This window comes from Nocardia sp. PE-7, from assembly GCF_030486425.1.
In the GTDB taxonomy this organism is placed as follows: domain Bacteria; phylum Actinomycetota; class Actinomycetes; order Mycobacteriales; family Mycobacteriaceae; genus Nocardia; species Nocardia salmonicida_A.
Window position 1 is genome coordinate 4,856,962 of the sequence record NZ_CP129614.1, and the last position, 19,958, is coordinate 4,876,919.

General features: G+C 67.0%; 19 protein-coding genes. 4 read left to right on the forward strand and 15 right to left on the reverse strand.

The genetic code is table 11. The features are described from left to right. Positions 1–5: 5 nt before the first annotated feature. From QX204_RS22915 to QX204_RS22935, 5 genes are all read right to left on the reverse strand, one after another. Positions 6–341, reverse strand: coding sequence for an acylphosphatase (locus QX204_RS22915; protein ID WP_301902206.1), 336 nt, complete (start codon positions 339–341; stop codon positions 6–8). Then, complete coding sequence (locus QX204_RS22920) at positions 338–781, reverse strand: OsmC family protein (RefSeq protein WP_062986925.1); 444 nt, start codon at positions 779–781, stop codon at positions 338–340. The genes QX204_RS22915 and QX204_RS22920 overlap by 4 nt, the downstream gene beginning before the upstream one ends. A gap of 90 nt (positions 782–871) precedes the next feature. Next, positions 872–1,579 (reverse strand): response regulator, encoded by a 708-nt coding sequence (locus tag QX204_RS22925; protein WP_301908083.1) that lies wholly within the window; start codon positions 1,577–1,579, stop codon positions 872–874. Positions 1,580–1,668: 89 nt separating this feature from the next. Further along, a complete protein-coding gene (locus tag QX204_RS22930; RefSeq protein WP_301902209.1) occupies positions 1,669–4,206 on the reverse strand; it encodes a sensor histidine kinase in 2,538 nt (845 codons plus the stop codon). Next, entirely contained in the window at positions 4,203–4,367 is a 165-nt protein-coding gene (locus QX204_RS22935) for a hypothetical protein (protein WP_301902211.1), read from the reverse strand. The genes QX204_RS22930 and QX204_RS22935 overlap by 4 nt, the downstream gene beginning before the upstream one ends. Positions 4,368–4,649: 282 nt before the next feature. Here QX204_RS22935 and QX204_RS22940 point away from each other — a divergent pair, with 282 nt between their 5' ends. The 4 genes from QX204_RS22940 (at position 4,650) to QX204_RS22955 (ending at position 9,495) form a co-directional block, all read left to right on the forward strand. Next, positions 4,650–4,733 (forward strand): potassium-transporting ATPase, encoded by an 84-nt coding sequence (locus QX204_RS22940; RefSeq protein WP_067449012.1) that lies wholly within the window; start codon positions 4,650–4,652, stop codon positions 4,731–4,733. A gap of 83 nt (positions 4,734–4,816) precedes the next feature. Beyond that, positions 4,817–6,487 (forward strand): potassium-transporting ATPase subunit KdpA, encoded by a 1,671-nt coding sequence (gene kdpA, locus QX204_RS22945; RefSeq protein ID WP_301902212.1) that lies wholly within the window; start codon positions 4,817–4,819, stop codon positions 6,485–6,487. A 1-nt stretch (position 6,488) separates the two neighbouring features. Then, entirely contained in the window at positions 6,489–8,624 is a 2,136-nt protein-coding gene (gene kdpB, locus QX204_RS22950; RefSeq protein WP_301902214.1) for a potassium-transporting ATPase subunit KdpB, read from the forward strand. A 1-nt stretch (position 8,625) separates the two neighbouring features. After that, positions 8,626–9,495, forward strand: a complete 870-nt coding sequence (locus QX204_RS22955; RefSeq protein WP_301902215.1) for a potassium-transporting ATPase subunit C — start codon at positions 8,626–8,628, stop codon at positions 9,493–9,495. A gap of 54 nt (positions 9,496–9,549) precedes the next feature. On the opposite strand, the gene QX204_RS22960 is transcribed toward QX204_RS22955, so the two are convergent. From QX204_RS22960 to QX204_RS23005, 10 genes are all read right to left on the reverse strand, one after another. Further along, entirely contained in the window at positions 9,550–11,694 is a 2,145-nt protein-coding gene (locus QX204_RS22960) for an amylo-alpha-1,6-glucosidase (protein WP_056811896.1), read from the reverse strand. After that, positions 11,691–12,860: a glycosyltransferase family 4 protein gene (locus QX204_RS22965; RefSeq protein ID WP_301908084.1), complete on the reverse strand. Its 1,170-nt coding sequence runs from the start codon at positions 12,858–12,860 to the stop codon at positions 11,691–11,693. Before QX204_RS22965 ends, QX204_RS22960 begins: the two co-directional genes overlap by 4 nt. A gap of 286 nt (positions 12,861–13,146) precedes the next feature. After that, entirely contained in the window at positions 13,147–14,610 is a 1,464-nt protein-coding gene (locus QX204_RS22970) for a PstS family phosphate ABC transporter substrate-binding protein (protein ID WP_301902216.1), read from the reverse strand. Between the two features lie 92 nt (positions 14,611–14,702). Then, positions 14,703–15,740, reverse strand: coding sequence for a PHP domain-containing protein (locus QX204_RS22975; RefSeq protein WP_301902218.1), 1,038 nt, complete (start codon positions 15,738–15,740; stop codon positions 14,703–14,705). A gap of 5 nt (positions 15,741–15,745) precedes the next feature. Then, positions 15,746–16,327, reverse strand: a complete 582-nt coding sequence (locus QX204_RS22980; protein WP_194824137.1) for a dihydrofolate reductase family protein — start codon at positions 16,325–16,327, stop codon at positions 15,746–15,748. Between the two features lie 64 nt (positions 16,328–16,391). Further along, positions 16,392–17,252: a bifunctional DNA-formamidopyrimidine glycosylase/DNA-(apurinic or apyrimidinic site) lyase gene (mutM, locus tag QX204_RS22985; protein ID WP_301902220.1), complete on the reverse strand. Its 861-nt coding sequence runs from the start codon at positions 17,250–17,252 to the stop codon at positions 16,392–16,394. Between the two features lie 3 nt (positions 17,253–17,255). After that, positions 17,256–17,987 (reverse strand): ribonuclease III, encoded by a 732-nt coding sequence (gene rnc / locus QX204_RS22990; protein ID WP_056811913.1) that lies wholly within the window; start codon positions 17,985–17,987, stop codon positions 17,256–17,258. A gap of 24 nt (positions 17,988–18,011) precedes the next feature. Continuing rightward, entirely contained in the window at positions 18,012–18,194 is a 183-nt protein-coding gene (gene rpmF, locus QX204_RS22995) for a 50S ribosomal protein L32 (protein WP_040708879.1), read from the reverse strand. Between the two features lie 80 nt (positions 18,195–18,274). Beyond that, positions 18,275–18,880: a YceD family protein gene (locus tag QX204_RS23000; protein WP_301902223.1), complete on the reverse strand. Its 606-nt coding sequence runs from the start codon at positions 18,878–18,880 to the stop codon at positions 18,275–18,277. Between the two features lie 87 nt (positions 18,881–18,967). Beyond that, positions 18,968–19,741 carry a DivIVA domain-containing protein gene (locus QX204_RS23005; RefSeq protein ID WP_301902225.1) on the reverse strand — a complete coding sequence of 258 codons (774 nt, stop codon included), beginning with the start codon at positions 19,739–19,741 and terminating at the stop codon, positions 18,968–18,970. Positions 19,742–19,958: the final 217 nt, after the last annotated feature.

A 19,958-nucleotide genomic window follows, 5' to 3' on the forward strand; every position in this document is an offset into this window, starting at 1 on the left:
CACCACTAGCGCTCCTCGAATCCGGTCATGTCGCCCCGCGCGGGCTCCCAGCTTTCCACAACCAGGTCTACCCGCCCGGGAGCACGCCCGGACAGACCATGTGTCGCGTGCCCGACGGCTCGAGAGTCATCGGGCGCTTCGCCGGACCGTAGCAGTTCCAGCAGTTTCTCGCCCGCCGTTCGTGGCCCTTCGGCGACAACGTGGACGCGACCGTCGCGATGGTTGCGCGCGTAGCCGACGAGGCCGAGTTCCAGTGCGCGCGACCGCGTCCACCACCGGAATCCCACGCCCTGCACGTAGCCGTGCACCCACGCGCTCAGCCGAACCGGCTCTTCGCTCATGCGTCGATGTCGAAGGTCAACGTCACCTTCGTGCCCGCTTTGAGCGTGCGACCGACGGTGCACACCTTGTCGACGGCACGCTGCACGGTGACCAGTAGTCGTTCGCGCGCGGCCTCGTCGAGTTCGGACAGGTCGAGTTCGAGGACCTCGTCGAGCTGCGGGTAGAGCTCGTTCTCGCGGTCGGCGTCGCCCGAGACGCGGATGGTGGCGTCGAACTCGTCGCCGAGGCGACGCGACAACGGCAGGTCCGAGCTGAGCCCGGTGCAGCCGGCCAGCGCGATCTTGAGCAGCTCGCCGGGTGTGAAGGCGCCGGGAACACCCTGGGAGGCGATCAAGACCTCCGCGCCACGGTTGCTGCGCCCGGTGTAGGCACGGGTTCCGGTGCGCTCGACCCACAGTTCGGTGGGGGCGTTGGTCACGGGTGCGGTCTGCTCAGCCATGCCTAGATCCTGCCATTCGCTCGAGGACGATTTACGCCTGGGAACGTCCACGCCACCGTCGGCATTCCGGGCACGTGACCGGGCGCACGCTCATTCCTGGAAGCGGTACCCCATCCCCGCCTCGGTGAGCAGATGGCGCGGGTTGGCCGGATCGTCCTCGAGCTTGCGCCGCAGCTGCGCGAGGTAGACGCGCAGGTAGTGGGTCTCGGTCGCGTACGCGGGCCCCCATACCTCACGCAGTAATTCCTTGCGCCCCACCAGTTTTCCGCGATGGCGCACCAGCATCTCGAGCATCCCCCACTCGGTGGGCGTCAGGTGCACCGGCGCACCCTGCTTGGTGACCTTCTTGGCGACGAGGTCGACAGTGAACGAGTCGGTGACCACCACCGGGTCGACGGCCTCGGTCGCGCTGGCACCGCGACGAACGGCCGCGCGCAGCCGTGCGAGCAACTCGTCCATGCCGAACGGTTTGGTGACGTAGTCGTCGGCGCCCGCGTCTAGCGCCTCGACCTTGTCGGCCGAATCGGTGCGTGCCGACAGCACGAGCACGGGAGCCGAGGTCCAACCACGCAGCCCCGCGAGCACGTCGATGCCGTCCATATCCGGCAGGCCCAGGTCGAGAACGATCACATCGGGGTGCTTCTCCGCCGCGGCGCGCAGCGCGGCAGCCCCGTTGCCCGCGGTGATCACCTCGTATCCGCGCACCGAGAGGTTGATCCGCAGCGCTCGCACGATCTGCGGTTCGTCGTCGACCACCAATACCTTGATAGCCGCTGGTGCTTGGATCTTGTCGGTCATCACCGTTCCTGTGGTGCTGTCGGGGGCCTCGATCGCGTCGGCGGCCTCGGCTGTCACGGCGAACCGCGGTGGCTCGGGCGTCGCAGTGGTCATCGGCCAGTCTCGTCGGATTCGGCCACACTGTCACCGCTCGCCTCCGGCGCGGCGCCCGAGGGCAGGTCGACCAGCATGGTCAGCCCGCCGCCGGGTGTCGGTTCAGCGTGCACCGTGCCTCCCATGGCCTCGACGAACCCCCGCACCACCGACAGACCGAGGCCGACGCCGGTGGTGTTGTCCCGGTCGCCGAGTCGCTGGAACGGTTCGAACAGGTCCTCCTCCGTGCCGGGGGGGACACCGCGCCCGGTGTCCACGACCGCGATCGACACCCTGTCGCCGTCGTGTTCGGCGATGACCCGCACGGGAGTCTCGCGGCCGGAATGATGCAGCGCGTTGTCGAGCAGATTCGCCAGCACGCGTTCGAGCAAGCCACTGTCGGCGAGCACCGACACCTCACCGACGTCGACCTTCACCCGGTCCATCGCCGCGCGACGCAGGCCACGCGCCCCCATTCCGACACTGACCAGCGCACGGTGGACCGCTTCGTCCATGTACACCTGCCGCAACTGGGGGCTGACGACACCGACCGCCAGCCGCGAGGAATCGAGCAGGTTGCCCACCAGCGCGGTCAGTTGGTCGACGGACTCCTCGATCGCCTCCAACAGTTCGCCGGTGTCCTCGGCGGAGAACTCCACATCGTCGCTGCGCAGGCTCGACACGGCCGCTTTGGCGCCGGCCAGCGGTGTGCGCAGGTCGTGGCTGACGGCCGAGAGCAGCGCACGGCGCAACCGGTCGGCTTCCAGGAGCGCGGCAGCCGCGCTGGCCTCGTCGGCCAATCTGGCTTGGCGCACCAGTCCGACGGCCTGGTTGGTGACCGCGTTGAGCACCGGACGTTCTCCGGACGCGATCGGGCGCCCGGCCAGCAGCAGGTGGCTCATCGCGTCGCCCGCCTCGATCACGGTCTCCGCCTCCGCCGGGCGGGTCGGTGGGTCGACGCCGACCCCCGCGACGTTCTGGTTGCCGCACAGCAAACTCACCGCACGCTGCCCGTAGGTCTCGCGAACCTGCTCGAGCAGGTTCGGCAGATCGGCGCCGTGCAGCACCGAACCGGCGAACAGCGTCAGCAACTCGGCTTCCCTGGATGCCTTGCGCGCCTGCACCGTTCGCTTCGCCGCCACGTCGACCAGGGCGGCCACCGCCATCGCGACGATGAGCAGGACGACCACCGTGACGAAATTGTCCGGCTCGGCGATGGTGAAGCTGTAGCGCGGAGCGGTGAAGTACCAGTTGAGCAACAGCCCGGACAGCAGCGCCGACAACCCGGCGGGCACCACTCCGCCGAACAGCGCGACGGCGACGACACCGACGAAGAACACCGCGCTGAGCCCACCGAGTTGCAGATATCCGTCGAGGAACACAGCGCAGATCCCGCTCACCAGCAGCGGCACGACAACGGCGGCCACCCACGCGGTGACCGGGCGACGCGGGCGCAGCCAGTGCCTTCGCACACCGCGGTTGGCTTGCTCGTGGGTCACCATGTGTACGTCGATCTTGCCCGAGCGCTGCACCACCGTGGAGCCGATACCCTCGTCGAGCATCCGCGCCCAGCGCGAGCGCCGCGAGGTCCCCAGCACCAACTGGGTGGCGTTGACCTCACGGGCGAATTCGAGCAGCGCGCCGGGCACATCGTCGCCGGTCACGGTATGCAGCGACGCGCTGAGCCCGGCCGCGAGTTCGCGGAGCCGAGCCATCCGCTCGGTCGACACGCCCGCGAGCCCGTCGCCACGCACCACGTGCACCACCACCAGATCGGCGCTGGACTTGGACGCGATCCGCCCCGCCCGGCGCACGACCGTCTCCGATTCCGCCCCACCGGTGACCGCGACGACCACTCGCTCGCGCGCCTCCCACAATTCGGTGATCTTGTGATCGGCCCGGTATTTCGCCAGCGCGGCATCGACCTGATCGGCCAGCCACAGCAACGCGAGTTCCCGCAGCGCGGTGAGATTTCCGGGGCGGAAGTAGTTGCGCAGCGCGGCATCGACTTTGTCGGCGGCGTAGACGTTGCCGTGGGAAAGCCTGCGCCGCAACGCTTCCGGCGTGAGATCGACGAGCTCCACCTGATCCGCGCCGCGTACCACCGCATCGGGCACGGTCTCGCGCTGCTCGATGCCGGTGATCTGCGCGACGACATCGTTGAGGCTCTCCAGATGCTGCACATTCACCGTCGAGATGACATCGATGCCCGCGGCCAACAACTCCTCGATGTCCTGCCACCGCTTTTCGTGCGCGCTGCCCGGAGCGTTGGTGTGCGCCAGTTCGTCGACGAGCACCACCGCGGGTTTGCGCGCCAGCACCGCGGCGACATCGAGTTCGGGCAGTTCGGTCCCCCGATAGGGGACCATTGTCGGTGGGATCCGCTCGATCCCCTCCAGCAGTTCCGCGGTTTTCGTCCGTCCGTGCGTCTCGACGACGGCAGCCACCACATCGCGACCGCGTTCGAGCCGTCGATGGGCTTCGCCGAGCATGGCGTAGGTCTTGCCGACGCCCGGCGCCGCACCGAGGTAGATGCGCAGTTGTCCGCGTTTCACCTGTCCATCATCGCGTGTCCGCGAGCCGCAGCCGTCCGACGCTGCGGCAACACACCGACGGTCACCATCGGCGCGTGTGAGGCGTTCAGCCGACCGAGCACTCGGATCAGCAACAGCGATCCGACGAAACCGAAGATCACCGCAAGGGTCACTACAGACACCGCGATCTCACTTTCCGTGAACAAGGGAACCGGCGGCGCCCTTCGCGAGCCGGTGCCCCATTCTCTCTGCGGAAAGATCGCCTGATCTCGATCTTTACGGAGTGTTGACGGGTATCGCCCCTGCTTTGACGGCATCCTCACACCCGTCGAACGCCCCGCGCGTCAACATTCCGCAAAGGCCGGGCCCCACGGCGCTAAGGAGTCGTAAGGAAGCCACGCCGAGGCGCGATCCGGCGTTTCACTCGCCTAGGTGCTCCACCTCGGGGCGCAAGGAGGTTGGAAATGTCTGTCGTGGTGTTCACGGTGCTCACCGTGGCGATCTTCGCGCTGCTGGGCCTGATCCAGCGGGGAGTGGAGAAGCTGTGATCGCGAACCTTGTCGGTCTGGTCCTGGCCGTTCTCGTCGCCGTCTTCATGGTCGCGGCGCTGCTCTTCCCCGAGAGGTTCTAGGTGAACACGACAACCGCGGGGATCGCCTTCGTGGCGGCCCTGGTGCTCACGCTGGCCCTGGTGCACGTCCCGCTCGGCGACTACATGTTCCGGGTGTACAACGCCGACAAGCACTCTCGCGTCGAGCGGCTGATCTACCGCGCCATCGGCGCGAAACCCGAGGTCGAGCAGACCTGGCCGATCTACGCCCGCAGTGTGCTGGCGTTCTCGGCCGTCGGCATCCTGTTGCTGTTCTTCTTCCAGCTGGTCCAGGGCGCGTTGCCGCTGCATCTCGACGATCCCGGCACCGAGATGACCCCGGCGCTGGCGTGGAATACCGCGGTCAGCTTCGTCACCAACACCAACTGGCAGAACTACTCCGGCGAGTCCACCCAGGGCCACCTGGTACAGATGGCCGGTCTGGCGGTGCAGAACTTCGTCTCGGCGGCCGTCGGCATGGCGGTGGCGGTGGCCCTGGTGCGCGGTTTCGCCCGCCGCCACACCGGTGAGCTGGGCAATTTCTGGGTCGACCTGGTGCGCGGCACCCTGCGCATCCTGCTGCCGATCGCGTTCGTCTTCGCGATCGTGCTGGTCGCCGGTGGCGTCATCCAGAACTTCCATCTGCACGATCAGGTCGCCCAGACCGTCGGCGGCGCGCAGCAGACCCTGACCGGTGGTCCGGTCGCGAGCCAGGAGGTCATCAAGGAGCTGGGCACCAACGGTGGCGGCTTCTACAACGCCAACTCCGCGCACCCGTTCGAGAACGCGAGCACGTGGACGAACTTCCTGGAGATCTTCCTGCTCCTGGTGATCGCCTTCTCGTTGCCGCGCACGTTCGGCCGGATGGTCGGCAGCACCAAGCAGGGCTACGCGATCGTGGCGGTGATGGCAACGATCGCCCTGACCAGCATCACGCTCACCAACTTCTTCCAGCTACGAGCCCATGGGACGGTGCCGACCGCGATCGGCGCGTCGATGGAGGGCGTGGAAACCCGTTTCGGCGTAGCCGATTCGGCCACCTTCGCCGGTGCGACCACCCTCACCTCGACCGGTGCGGTGAACTCGTTCCACGATTCCTACACCAGCCTCGGCGGCATGATGACGATGTTCAACATGCAGCTGGGCGAGGTGGCGCCCGGCGGTGTCGGCTCCGGCCTCTACGGCATGCTGATCCTCGCGGTGATCACGGTGTTCGTGGCCGGTCTGATGGTCGGTCGCACGCCCGAGTACCTCGGCAAGAAGATCACCCCGCGCGAAATCAAGCTGGCGGCTTGCTATTTCCTGGTGAGCCCGCTGATCGTGCTGATCGGCACGTCCGTCGCGATGGCGTTGCCGGGCCAACGGGCGAGCATGCTCAACAGCGGCCCCCACGGACTCTCGGAAGTGCTGTACGCCTTCACCTCCGCGGCCAACAACAACGGTTCCGCCTTCGCCGGGCTCACCGGCAACACCGAGTGGTTCAACACCGCGCTCGGGCTGGCGATGGTGTTCGGGCGCTTCCTGCCGATCATCTTCGTGCTGGCGCTGGCCGGATCACTGGCAAGCCAGGGCACCACCCCCGCGTCGATCGGCACGCTGCCGACGCACCGGCCGCAGTTCGTCGGCATGGTCGTCGGTGTGACGGTGATCCTGGTCGCGCTCACCTTCCTGCCCGCTCTCGCGCTCGGGCCGCTCGCCGAAGGAGTTCACTGAAATGACAACTCCCACACTCGAATCCCCGGTCACGCCGCGGACCAAGGGCGTGCGCAAGGGCGTTCTCGACCCGAAGCTGCTGCTCACCTCACTGCCCGACGCGGTCCGCAAGCTCGACCCACGGACACTGTGGAAGAACCCCGTCATGCTGATCGTGGAGATCGGCGCGGTGTGGTCGACCATCCTGGCGATCGGCGACCCGACCTTCTTCGCCTGGGCGATCGTCGTCTGGCTGTGGCTTACGGTCATCTTCGCGAACCTGGCCGAGGCCGTCGCCGAAGGACGCGGCAAAGCGCAGGCCGAGTGCCTGCGAAAAGCCAAGACCGACACCGTCGCTCGCCGATTGGCCGACTGGACACCCGGTGGGCGAATTGTCGAGGAACGGGTCGCCGCGCTCGAACTGCGTCGCGGTGACTTCGTCGTCGTGGAGGCTGGCCAGGTCATCCCCGGTGACGGTGACGTCGTCGAAGGCATCGCCTCGGTGGACGAGTCGGCGATCACCGGTGAGTCCGCGCCGGTGATCCGCGAATCCGGTGGCGACCGTTCCGCTGTCACCGGCGGCACCACGGTGCTCTCGGACCGGATCGTCGTCGAGATCACCCAGGAGCCGGGGGCCAGCTTCATCGACAAGATGATCGCGCTCGTCGAAGGCGCGAGCAGGCAGAAGACGCCCAACGAGATCGCGCTCAACATCCTGCTGGCCGCGCTCACGATAATCTTCGTGTTCGCGGTGACCACGCTGCAGCCCTTGGCGATCTTCGCCAAGTCGAACAGCCCCGGGGTGCCTGATACTTCGGCACTGGACGCGCACGGCATCACCGGGATCGTGATGGTCTCGCTGCTGGTCTGCCTCATCCCGACCACCATCGGCGCACTGCTCTCGGCCATCGGCATCGCCGGGATGGACCGCCTCGTGCAGCGCAATGTGCTGGCCATGTCGGGCCGCGCGGTGGAGGCCGCGGGCGATGTGAACACGCTGCTGCTCGACAAGACCGGCACCATCACCCTCGGCAACCGTCAGGCCGCCGAATTCGTTCCGGTGCCAGGAATTCTCGACGACGAACTCGCCGACGCGGCCCAGCTCTCCAGCCTCGCCGACGAGACGCCGGAGGGGCGGTCGATCGTTGTGTTCGCCAAGCAGACGTTCAACAAGCGCGAACGCAGCGCGGGGGAACTGCCGGGTGCCACCTGGGTGGAATTCACCGCGCAGACGCGCATGTCGGGTGTCGACCTCGCCGACGGGCACCAACTGCGCAAGGGGGCAGCCGGCGCCGTCATCGAATGGGTTCGCGCCCAGGGTGGTTCGGTTCCCGAGCAGGCCTCGGCAATCGTCGACGGCATCTCCGCGTCCGGCGGTACACCGCTGGTGGTCGGTGAGGTCAAGGACGGCACCCCACGACTGCTCGGCGTCATCCACCTCAAGGATGTCGTCAAACAGGGCATGCGGGAACGCTTCGACGAGATGCGCCGCATGGGCATCCGCACGGTGATGATCACCGGCGACAACCCGTTGACGGCCGAAGCGATCGCCGACGAAGCGGGCGTGGACGACTTCCTCGCCGAAGCGACGCCGGAGGACAAGCTCGCCCTGATCAAGAAGGAGCAGGACGGTGGCCGACTCGTCGCGATGACCGGCGACGGCACCAACGACGCTCCCGCGCTGGCGCAGGCCGACGTGGGCGTAGCGATGAACACCGGTACCTCGGCCGCCAAAGAGGCGGGCAACATGGTCGATCTGGACTCGGACCCGACCAAGTTGATCGAGATCGTGGAGATCGGCAAGCAGTTGCTGATCACCCGCGGCGCACTCACCACGTTCTCCATCGCCAACGACATCGCCAAGTACTTCGCGATCATTCCCGCGTTGTTCGTCGGCCTGTTCCCCGGCCTGGACGCGCTCAACATCATGCGTCTGGCCAGCCCGCAGTCGGCGATCCTGTCCGCGGTCATCTTCAACGCGATCATCATCGTGGCGCTCATTCCACTGGCGCTGCGCGGTGTCGACTACCGGCCGAGCAATGCCTCGAAGCTGTTGAGCCGCAACCTGACGATCTACGGCCTCGGCGGCATCATCGCGCCGTTCCTCGGCATCAAGATCATCGATCTGTTCGTCCAACTCCTCCCCGGGATGTCCTGAAATGCGTATGTCTACCTGGATCCGCCAGCACCTGGCCGCCCTGCGCGCCCTGCTCGTGCTGACCGTGATCACCGGAATCGTGTATCCCGTGGCGGTTTTCGCGATCGCGCAGCTGCCCGGGCTCGACGACAAGGCCAACGGCTCGCTCATCGAGCGAGACGGCGACCTGGTGGGTTCCAGCCTGATCGGGCAGTCGTTCACCGACGCCGACGGCAAGGCGATGGGTCAGTACTTCCAGAGTCGCCCGTCTGCCGCGGGCGACGGCTACGACCCGCTGTCCACCGCCGCGAGCAACCTCGGTCCGGAAGATATCGTCGACTCGGCCGATCGCACGAGCCTGCTCACCACGGTGTGCGCGCGCTCGAAGGAGGTCGGCGACCGTGAGGGGGTCGACGGCACCCGCCAGTTCTGCACGAAAGACGGTGTCGGCTCCGTGCTTTCGGTGATCGGCCCGCGTGACACCGATGGTGATGTGTCACGGCCGGTGCAGGTGGTCAGCGTCAACGAGCTCTGCCCCGCGCAACCGTTCCTCACCACGTTCCGCGGTGTCACCGTGGAGTGCGCGAAGGAAGGTGAGGACTACTCGGTCGGCCGGACCATCCCGATCATCGGAGACGCCTCCGCCGATCCAGCGGTGCCCGCCGACGCGGTCACGGCGAGCGGCAGCGGCCTCGACCCGCATATCTCCCCCGAGTACGCGGCCATCCAGGTCGAGCGGGTGGCGAAGACGCGCGGCATCACCGCCACGCAGGTCCGTGAGATCCTCGACGCGCACACCGACGGGCGCACACTCAGTTTCCTCGGTGAGCCGCGAGTGAACGTCGTCGAACTCAACCTCGATCTCGACGCCCGCTACCCGTTCGCGGGCTGAACACAGCGATCGGGGCCGGATCTGGGCAGATCCGGCCCCGATTCGCTTGTCTCGCTAGTCCTCGTCTGTCACCAATGCCCACCCATCCGGCAGACCGGTCACGGTCACCGCGGACCCACACACTTCGAGATCCACCGTCACCCCCTCGCCCAGCCGGAACTCCGACATCCGCACACATCCCCACGCCGGGGGCACCTGCGGCCGCAACGTCAACGTCTTGGCGGGCACATCGGGGTCGAGCCCGAGGAACGATCGAACCAGCAGCAACGGCGCCGCGCTCGCCCACGCCTGCGGCGAACACGAGGTCGGATACGGCACCGGGGCCGCGAATCTCGATCGCGGGAAACCACAGAACAACTCGGGCAACCGACCGTCGAACGCGGCGGCGGCGTCGAGCAGACCGCCCGACAGCTTCGTCGCCAGTTCCACCGCGCCCGGCACATGCTGGTACCGCATCAACCCGGCGACTGCGATCGCCGTGTCATGCGGCCAGATCGACCCGCTGTGGTAACTCATCGGGTTGTACGCACCCATATCCGATGCCAGCGTGCGCAGGCCGAATCCCGAATCCATCTCTGCCCGAGCCAGATTCCGGATCAGGATCTCGGCGTGTTCGTCGGTCGCGATGCCCGACCACAGACAGTGCGCCGCATTGCTGGTCAACGCGTCGACCTGCCGCTTGCGACCGTCCAAGGCCACCGCGTACCACCCGTAATGGGGTAGCCAGAACTGCTCGGCGAACTTGGTGCGCAACTCGTCGGCCCGCTCCCGCATCCGCACGGCCAGATCGGGGTCGTCGAACTGGTCGGCCAGTTCCGCGCGGGCCAGGAACGCCGCGTACACATACCCCTGCACCTCGGCCAAGGCGATCGGCGCTTCGGCGATATGTCCGGCGGCGTCGTTGATTCCGTCGAAACTGTCCTTCCAGCCCTGATTGATCAGGCCGCGGTCGGTGGCGCGCACGTACTCGACGAAACCGTCGTCGTCGCGGTCGCCGAAATCGGTGATCCAGCTGATCGCGGCGTCGGCCGCGGGCAGCAGGGTGGCGATCGATCCCGGATCCGCGCCCCACCGGAGGCATTCGGCGAGCAGCATCACGAAAAGCGGTGTGGCGTCGACAGTTCCGTAATAGATCTGCCCGCCGAGCACCTGACCCACCGAGGGACCGCGCCGCATCTCGTGCATGATCCGGCCCGGCTCCTCCTCCACGAGCGGGTCGATCGTCTGGCCCTGCAACTCGGCCAGCTGCTGCAAAGTGCCCAGTGCCAGATCGGTTTCCAACGGCAGCGACATCCACGCTGTGAGCAGTGAATCGCGGCCGAACAGCGTCATGAACCACGGCGCGCCCGCCGCTACGAAGGGCCGGTTGGTGCCCGAATCGGTGTGGATCTGCAACGCGCCCAGATCGCTTTCACTGCGGCGCAGGATCTGGTTGAGCAGACCCGAATCGGCGGAGATATCGGTGGCGGTGGCCCGCCATGCCTGGATCTTGCGCACCGGCTCGCTCGCCCGGTAGCGCTCGCCCGGCGTGCCGCTGGTCTGCGGGCGCTGCGCGGCGCCCGCCGGTTGCGCGGTGATCTCGGTCTGCCAGCGCCCACCGGCCGGGACCACGACCCGCCAGATCATGGTGCCGGGCAACACCATCGGCTCGATCGTCGAGGTGAGCGCGAGCCCACGCGACAGATCGGCACGGTCGTGGAGCAACAGTTCACCGTCGGTGGTCGTCATCTCCGCGCGGCGCCCGTGCGTGCGGCCTTCCTTCACCGCGAACAGATCGACGAAATCGGCGTCGACGTGCAGTTCCAGCACCACCGCCGTCGCCTCGCGACTCATGTTCTCCAGCGTGATCAGCTCGTGCATGCCCTCGGCGACGAGCCGATCACGCACCACGAGCAGGGTGCTGTCTGCCCGACCCTGCTGCGGAGGCCTGCGCAGCACGAACCGTGCCGCGAAGGCCTCCGGGCTCAGCACCGACAGCGCCTCGGGCCGTTTGCCGTCGATCATCAGCTCCCAGCGCGAAATCACCCTGGCGTCACGAAAGAACAGGCCCTGCGGCTTGCCCGGCTCGATATCGCCGAGCCGGTCGGACAGGCAGAACGTGCCGCCTTCGACAAGGGTGATGTTGCCGCCGCCGCCACCGAGCCCCGCGGGTTCCCCCGCGTTGAAGGGGCTCGGCGCCGAGGCGCTGTCCGTGCTCATGCGCGCCCGTTGGCCGCCACCCCGATGGGCAACGGCATCGCATACGCGCTGTCGTACCCGATCGTGGTGCGGGCGAGCAGTTCCCGATAGACCTGTTCGTAGCCGCGGCCGAGGGTGTCGGCGCTGAAGTTGTCGACCACGTGCTTCCGGCACAGGGCCGGATCGTAGGTCTGGACTTCGGCGATGGCGGCGGGCAGTTCGGAGGGATCGTCACAGATCCGCCCCGTCACCCCGTCGACCACCACTTCGCTCACCGCACCGCCGCGCAACGCGACCACCGGCGTTCCGCAGATCATCGCCTCGATCATCACCATGCCGAACGGCTCCTCCCATCGAATGGGGAACAGCAGACACTTTGCTCCGGACAGGAGTTTACGCTTGGCGGCCGCGTCGGCGAGACCGAACATCTGATCCTGGTCGGTCATCCGCGGGCGCACGAACTCCTCGAAGTAGGCCTTTTCGGGCGACTCACTGCACTTGCCCGCCAGGATCAGCGGCATGCCGGCGGCGTGCGCGGCGTCGAGCGCCAGATGCGGACCCTTGTCGTCGCTGAAACGGCCGAGGAACAGCGCGTAGTCCTGCTTCTCGGTCTCGAACGGCCACTGATCGGGCCGCAGCGCGTTGTGCACCCGGCCTGCCCACGGCAGATCGGGCGCCAGCGCGCGCTGACGGTCGCTGATCGCGACGAGCGAACACTCCTGGCCCAGTTCCTTGTAATAGCGGTAGCAGTCGTCCTGCACCGGGCCGTGCACGGTGACCACCGTCGGCAACCCGAGATTGGCGTAGGCGGGCGCGTTCAGCGGGCCCGCGAAAGTGTGGTCGTGGACCAGGTCGATGCCTTCGGTATCGGCCAGCCGCTCGATCGCGCGGCGCACCCGTAGCGCGTGCACGATTTCCGGGAACGGATCGCCCAATCGTTCAGGCTGAATCCGGTCCCACAGCGGAACGAAGTTCGCTTGGGTACCATCTATACCCGCACCGAACAGCGTGACGTGATGGCCGCGCTCACACAGTGAGTCGACCAGATCGGCGACTACGGCCTCGACGCCGCCGTAGGCCTTGGGTGGGACATCGAAATAGGGTGGGACAACCATCGCGATCCGCAGTGGACCACCGTGGTGATCGATCGAATAGAGATCGGACGCGGACAAACCGACCGGCGACATTGCCGACGTGTCTGTACTCATGACCTTCCTTCCAGGGACGCAACCTCGCAACACTTGCGCGAACAAGAGATGGCCGCCTCGGCGGAGGTGGAGACAAGAGCTTCACCGCCGTCCATGGGGCATGGTTGGCCTGGCCAGACGCAGTGCGCACCGTTTCGGGTGCCCGCCTGAACAGAGGGGCCGTCAAGGAACGTACCCCGCTACCGCAGAGTAAACCAGCGTGTTGCTGGAAATGTTCGGTCTCGATTCCTACAGCCTGACAGGAGATTACGCGGTCAGATGCGGTCTACGGCGTACAGACGACGGGCTCTACGGGATCCACACACGGAATATTTCCGAACTCGATCATGGTGAGCCTGGCCTTACCGTGGGTCAGATAGTCGATGAACTGGGCAACCAGCGAATCACCGGCGACCGGACCGTGGGTGTAGGCGTACTCGACTCCAGTGAACGGGTAGCGGCCCGCGCGCACCGCGTCCGGCGAAGCGCTCACCCCGTCGATCGACGTGGCGCCGATCTTCGCGGTGACCGCCGAGGTCTCCAGGTATCCCACCGCTCCAGGGATTTTGGCAACAAACGTTGCCACTTCCTCGGTGAGGTCGACCTCGCACTGTTCGCCACCTGACGCCATCCCGAAGCAGCTGGTGTAGCGGAACACCTTGCGGTTGTCCTCGAGCAGACGCGACTCCAGCGCACGCCGGGTGCCGGAGCCCGCCGTCCGGTCGATGAGCACCACGGGCAGGTCGGGACCGCCGAGTTGGCTCCAGTTCTTCACATTTCCGCGATACAGGTCGCGGATCTGCTGGGTCGTGAGGTCTTTCAGGCCGACGCCGGGGTGCAGGACCATCGAAAACGAGCCGACTGCCAGCGGGCGCCCGATCAATCCCTCGAAGGTGTTGCCCTTGGCGCCGTCACCGATCGCGAGCATGTTCGGGGTCTGTCCGGCGCGAGCCAGCGTGCGAAGGCCGGGATCGGTGCCGGTGAAATCGAAGGCGAAACTCGCTTCGGTGCAGGTCTTCTCGTAACTCTGCGCGGCCCGACGGATCATCGGCGCCATGGCGGTGGACCCGACAATGGTGAGTCGACCGTCGGCACAGTCCTTCGGCGGCGGATCCGGCTGCACGACAGCGTAGATCAGCTGGATCACGAACACGACGGCCAGAAACAGGCTGAAGCCCAACAGCAACGGCTCGCGCCGAGACCGCGTGGTGGTCATGTGGATGCTGCCGCCCTTGAGATTGCCACCGTGGACCACGATCTCGCGGTCATCGGTGATCGGATCGGCACCCTGTGCCTGCAGCAAGGCCAGCACCTTGTAGTGCTCGCCGCGCTGCAGGATCTCTCTCGGCAGCACGATCCGGCCCTGCCCCTGGGCCGTGGTGCTGGTTTCGATGGCGCGCAGTTCGCTGCTGAAATGATCGTGCGCCCGGCGCTCGCCGGACCTGGTGACCCGCTCGGTCACCTCGGTCGCCTGCACACTGTGCCCCGGGAAGATCAGGCTCGGACGATCGGCCGGTCGGTAGTCGTCGTCATCGATGACTGTGCCGCCGTCGTTCTCGATCCGGATCAGCACCATCGTCATGTCCGACCCGTTGGGCACCATCAGCGGAATCCGGCTCACCGGCGTGTTCATCTGCACGCGATAGCCCAGATGCTTGCGTCCGACGAAGACGAACTCCCGCAGGAAGGCCGCTACCGCCACCGCGATGCCGATCACCGACAGCACGATGTCGATCGGAATTTCGTTCACCAGTCCCCCAACTCACCGCCCCGTGTCGCGAGTAGATTCATACCACGCGAGGGCGACGAGTCAGCGGCTCGAATCAGTTGTTGGACAAGACTTCACCCGGCGGACCCGTGACACCAGGCCAGCAGCTCCTCGACCGGCCAGGTGTCGATCACCTTCTCGGCGGTGACCCCGTGTGCCAGTGCCCGCTCGCATCCGTAACCCTGCCACGCCAGTTGGCCCGGCGCGTGGGCGTCGGTGTCGATGCTGAACATGCAGTCCATCTCGACGGCCAGTTCGATCAAACGCCCGGGCGGATCACGGCGTTCGGGACGGCTGTTGATTTCGACGGCGGTGCCGTAGCGGCGGCAGGCTTCGAAGACGAGTTCGGCGTCGAACGACGACTCCGGGCGGGTGCCTCTGGCCCCTTCCACGAGGCGACCGGTGCAGTGGCCGAGGATATCGACGTGGGGGTTCGCGACCGCGTAGACCATGCGCTTGGTCATGGTGTCGCTGTCGTCGCGCAGGTGCCAATGCACGCTGGCGACAACGACATCCAGGCGTTCGAGCAGATCTGCGCGCTGGTCCAGGGTGCCGTCGTCGAGGATGTCGACCTCGATGCCGGTGAGGATGCGAAACGGTGCCATCTGCTCGTTGAGTTCGGCGATCACGTCGAGTTGGCGCAGGAGCCGGTCGGCGGACAGGCCGTTGGCGACCTTGAGGCGGGGCGAATGGTCTGTCAGCGCGCAGTATTCGTGGCCGAGCGCGGCCGCGACGCCCATCATCTCCGCGATCGGACTGCCACCATCGGACCAGTCCGAGTGGGTGTGCAGATCCCCCCGCAGCGCGGCGCGCAACTGCTCGCCCGCCGGTGCGATCGGCTTCGCCTCCTTGCGGAGCTCGGCCAGATAGTCGGGAACCTCACCGGCACAGGCCTGTTCGATGATGGCCGCCGTCTTCGGCCCGATCCCGGCGAGCTCGCGCCAGCTGTGTTCGCTCGCACGAGTGGCGAACTCGGCGTCGGCGAGTCCGGCGACGATATCGGCGGCTCGGCGGTAAGCCTTCACCCGGTGCGTTTCGGCACGGCCGCGTTCGAGCCAGAACCCGACCTCACGCAGCGCCGCCACCGGACCCGGACTCGCCGCCGATGTCATCGCGGCTACTTGATCCGGCCGTACTTGAGGAACGCGACGCCGTCGGCGTATACCCGGCTGGTGATCACCCGGAACCGCTCCGGCGCGGGCAGTTTCGCTCCGCCGCCGAACAGCGGCCTTCCGGTACCGAGCACCACCGGGTGCAGCTTCAGGAACACCTGGTCGATCTCGGGCAGCAGCGCCTGCGCCAGTTCACCGCCACCGCAGAGCCAGATCCCCAGTCCGTCCTCGCGTTTGAGTTCACGCACCGCGGCGGTCGGGTCCTCGGCGATCAGTTCCACGCCCGGCGCGGGCGCTTCGGGCAGCGTCGTGGACACCACGTATTGGCGCAGGTGCTCATACGGGCTGGCGGTGCCGGTGCGGACGCCGAAGTCGTGGGTCTTGCGGCCCATGATCACGGTGTCGAAGTAGATGTTGCCCGCGGCGATCCCGCGCGCCTCGCGCACCTTGGTCGGCAGGGTTTCCGGGTACTGCGAGATGATCGCGGGCCCGTGGTCACCACCTACCGGAAAGAAGTCCAGCGTCCCGTCCTCGGCGGCGATGAAGCCGTCGATCGTCGATGCCACGAAATAGGTCAGCTTGCGCATAACGTCCTCCCTGCACGGACCCGGTCTGTCACGACCTGTCAGGAGAAACGTTAGCGTGCCCGGATCAGCGGCGGCGCGGCTTCCGTTGACACTTGGGACAGGAAAACGACGACCGATTCATGAATTGTTCCCGAACCAGCAACGTCGCGCACCGATCGCACGGCTGGTCCTCGCGCCCGTAAGCGGCCAGCGACCGGGAGAAATAGCCGGATTCGCCGTTCACATTCACATACAGGGCGTCGAAGGAGGTGCCGCCGACTGCCAGCGCCTCGGTCATGACCGCGGTGACCCCGTCGAGCAGGGTGCGCAGGACCGGGCGGGTGAGATCGGCGGCGACGCGGGTGCCGTGCAGGCCGGCCCGCCACAGTGCCTCGTCGGCGTAGATGTTGCCGATGCCCGAGATCACCGTCTGATCGAGCAGCACGCGTTTGATCTCGGTGGTCTTGGCTCGAATGGCCGCGACCACGGCTTCGCGGTCGAAGAGTGGGTCGAGTGGATCACGCGCGATGTGGGCCACGGACTCGGGCACCACGGTCCCGTTCACCTCGACGAGGTCGGCCAGCGCCCAACCACCGAAGGTGCGCTGGTCGACGAATCGCAATTCGGCGCCGTCACCGAGCACGGCCCGGATGTGCGCGTGTTTCTCGACGGGCGCGTCGGCGGGTTGCACGAGCATCTGACCACTCATGCCCAGGTGCACGACCAGCGCGGTATCGGGCTCGTCGAAGGTGAGCCAGAGATATTTCCCGCGCCGCTGCGCGGAGTCGATCCGCAGCCCGGTGAGCCGTGCCGCCAGATCGGCACCACCCGCGACGTGCCTGCGCACGGCACGCGGGTGGGTGACGGTGACGGTCTCGATCGCCCGGCCGACAGCGTGGTCGGCGAGACCGCGACGAACGACCTCGACCTCGGGCAATTCGGGCACGGATCAGGCTTCGGTCGTGGACTCGTCGGTCAAAGCCTTGTAGGCCGTACCGGCTGCCTTCTGCTCGGCTTCCTTCTTGGAACGGCCGATGCCCGACCCGTACGCATGACCGGCGATCACCGTGGTGGCGGTGAACTCCTTGTTGTGGTCGGGTCCGGTGGAGGTGATCTCGTAGGCGGGCACGCCGAGACCGCGTTCGGCGGTGAGCTCCTGCAGGCTGGTCTTCCAGTCGAGGCCGGCGCCCATGCGGGGGCCACGCTCGAGCAGGTCGGCGAACAGCCGGAGCACCACACCGCGTGCGGTTTCGATGCCGTGCTCGAGGTGCACCGCACCGAGCAGCGACTCCATGCCGTCGGCGAGGATGCTCGGCTTGTCGCGGCCGCCGGTGAGCTCTTCGCCTTTACCGAGCAGCAGGTACTGGCCGAGTCCGCCGTCACCGAGACCACGCGCCACCTCGGCGAGCGCGTGCATGTTCACCACGCTGGCGCGCAGTTTCGCGAGTTCACCCTCGGACTTCTCCGGATGCTCGGTATACAGGCGCTCGGTGATGCTGAGGCCGAGTACCGAGTCGCCGAGGAATTCCAGGCGCTCGTTGGTCGGCAAACCGCCGTTCTCGTACGCGTACGACCGGTGCGTCAGCGCTAGGCGCAGAAGCTCCGGTCGTACGTCGACACCGAGGGCGGTGAGAAGGCTGGCGTGATCCGCCGCGCCTACATTGTCTTTACTGGCTGTCACGTTGCTAGGAATGATCTACAACGATCAGACTGCAGAGGTGACCTGGCGGCCCTTGTAGGTGCCGCAGGACGGGCACGCGATGTGCGGGAGGGTCTTCTCACCACACGCGCGGTTCGGGCAGGTGACCAGGGTCGGCGCGGTGGCCTTCCACTGGCTGCGCCGCGACCGGGTGTTGGAACGCGACATCCGACGCTTGGGAACAGCCACGGCTACTTCTCCTCTTGGTTTTCGCTGACTACACCGGCATCAGATGCCGCGGCAGCGGTTTGGTCTTGGTGGTGGAACCCTCAGGCGGGGTCGCCGGTACCGGGCTCTTCAGTGGCGAAATTCGCCAACTTCGCCCAGCGAGGGTCCAGTATCTCATGCCCATGATCAGGACCCGCAATCGCCATCCGCACACCGCACTCGGGGCACAGGCCCGCGCAGTCCGGCGTGCACAGCGGCTGCAGCGGAAGCTCCAGCCCGATGGCATCGAGAATCACCGGTTCGAGGTCGACGAGGTCGTCTTCCATGCGGTAGACCTCGGCTTCCTCGGTCGTCTGCTCGGTGGTGCTGTCCGGATAGGCGAACAACTCCGTCAGACGAATCTCCACCCGGTCGTCGAACGGTTCGAGGCAGCGCGAGCACTCCCCGGCCGTCGGCCCGGATACCGTGCCGGTGACCAGCACACCCTCCGAGACGGCCTGCAGTTGCAGGTCGAGCTCCACCTCGGCATCGGCCGGGATGGCGATCAGGTCGAGACCCAGCCGCTCGTGGTCGGTGGCCGTGCGACGCAGCTCCCGCATGGTTCCCGGCCGACGGCCGAGATTGCGGACGTCCAGCACGAAACCCGCCTCCGACACAGGACCATTGGTCTTGCGTGGACGCGCGGACGAACCGGAACCGGCGGACATCACTGACTCACTTACCGTCGAGGGGATAATGGGCAACCACTCCACAGTACGGCAGGACCCCGCCGGAACTCAAAACGCGGGCTCGGCTCAGCGGCGGTGCTCAGCAGCGTATTCGGGGTATTCGACGCCCGGTGCGCCGCGCATCTGCTGACGACCGCGAGTAATCGAGCGCCGGGTGGTGTTGAGCGTCTCTTCCATGGCGGCGAGCCGGTTGCCGAAATCGGCCATCTGCTCGTCGACATAGTCGTCGCATTCGGCGCGCACCCGGTCGGATTCGGCCTGTGCCTCGTCGATCAGGCGGGCGGATTCGGCGTGCGCCACCCGCACCACCTCGGTCTGCGCGACCAGGCGAGCCTGTTCGGCCAAGCCGTCGGCGACCGAGCGCTCGTAGGAGGCCTTGCCCGATTCGATGGCCCGGTCGGCGTCGATCTGGGCGCGGCCGGTGAGCTCGTCGTATTCGGCATTGCCGTCGGCCACGACCTGATCGGCCTCGGCCTGGGCCGACGTCACCAGCCGGTCGGCGTGGGCGGTGGCCTCGGCGACCATGCGGTCGGCGTGATCCTTGGCGTCGGCGAGGATGCGATCGGCCTCGGCCCGCGCGGAGTCGATGGTGATGCGCGCCTGCTCGTTGGCCGTGGTGACCGTCGTTTCGGCGCCGCAGCGGGCGTCGCCGACGATCTTGTCGCGGTGATCGAGCACGTCCTGGGCGTCGTCGAGTTCACCGGGCAGCGCGTCGCGAACGTCGTCGAGAAGTTCGAGGACGTCACCGCGCGGCACGATGCAGCTGCGGGTCGGCGGGATGCCGCGCGCCTCTTCGACGATGGCGACCAGTTCGTCGAGTGCTTCGAATACGCGATACATGCTCACTACCCTCCTGCGGACTCACGGCGAAACCACTACCGCCGACGCCCAGTGTGCCTGCCGAGGGCGGCTGTGCCGAATGTCGGCGCGGTGTGTCGCGACAGTGTCCAAGATCGCACAGATATCAAGTGGAGTGCAGCCCTCCACTTCGGCTACCATCGGTGAGCACGACAACGCCGTCCGCCGGGAAGCACCGCAACCTTTTCGCTGTTGTACT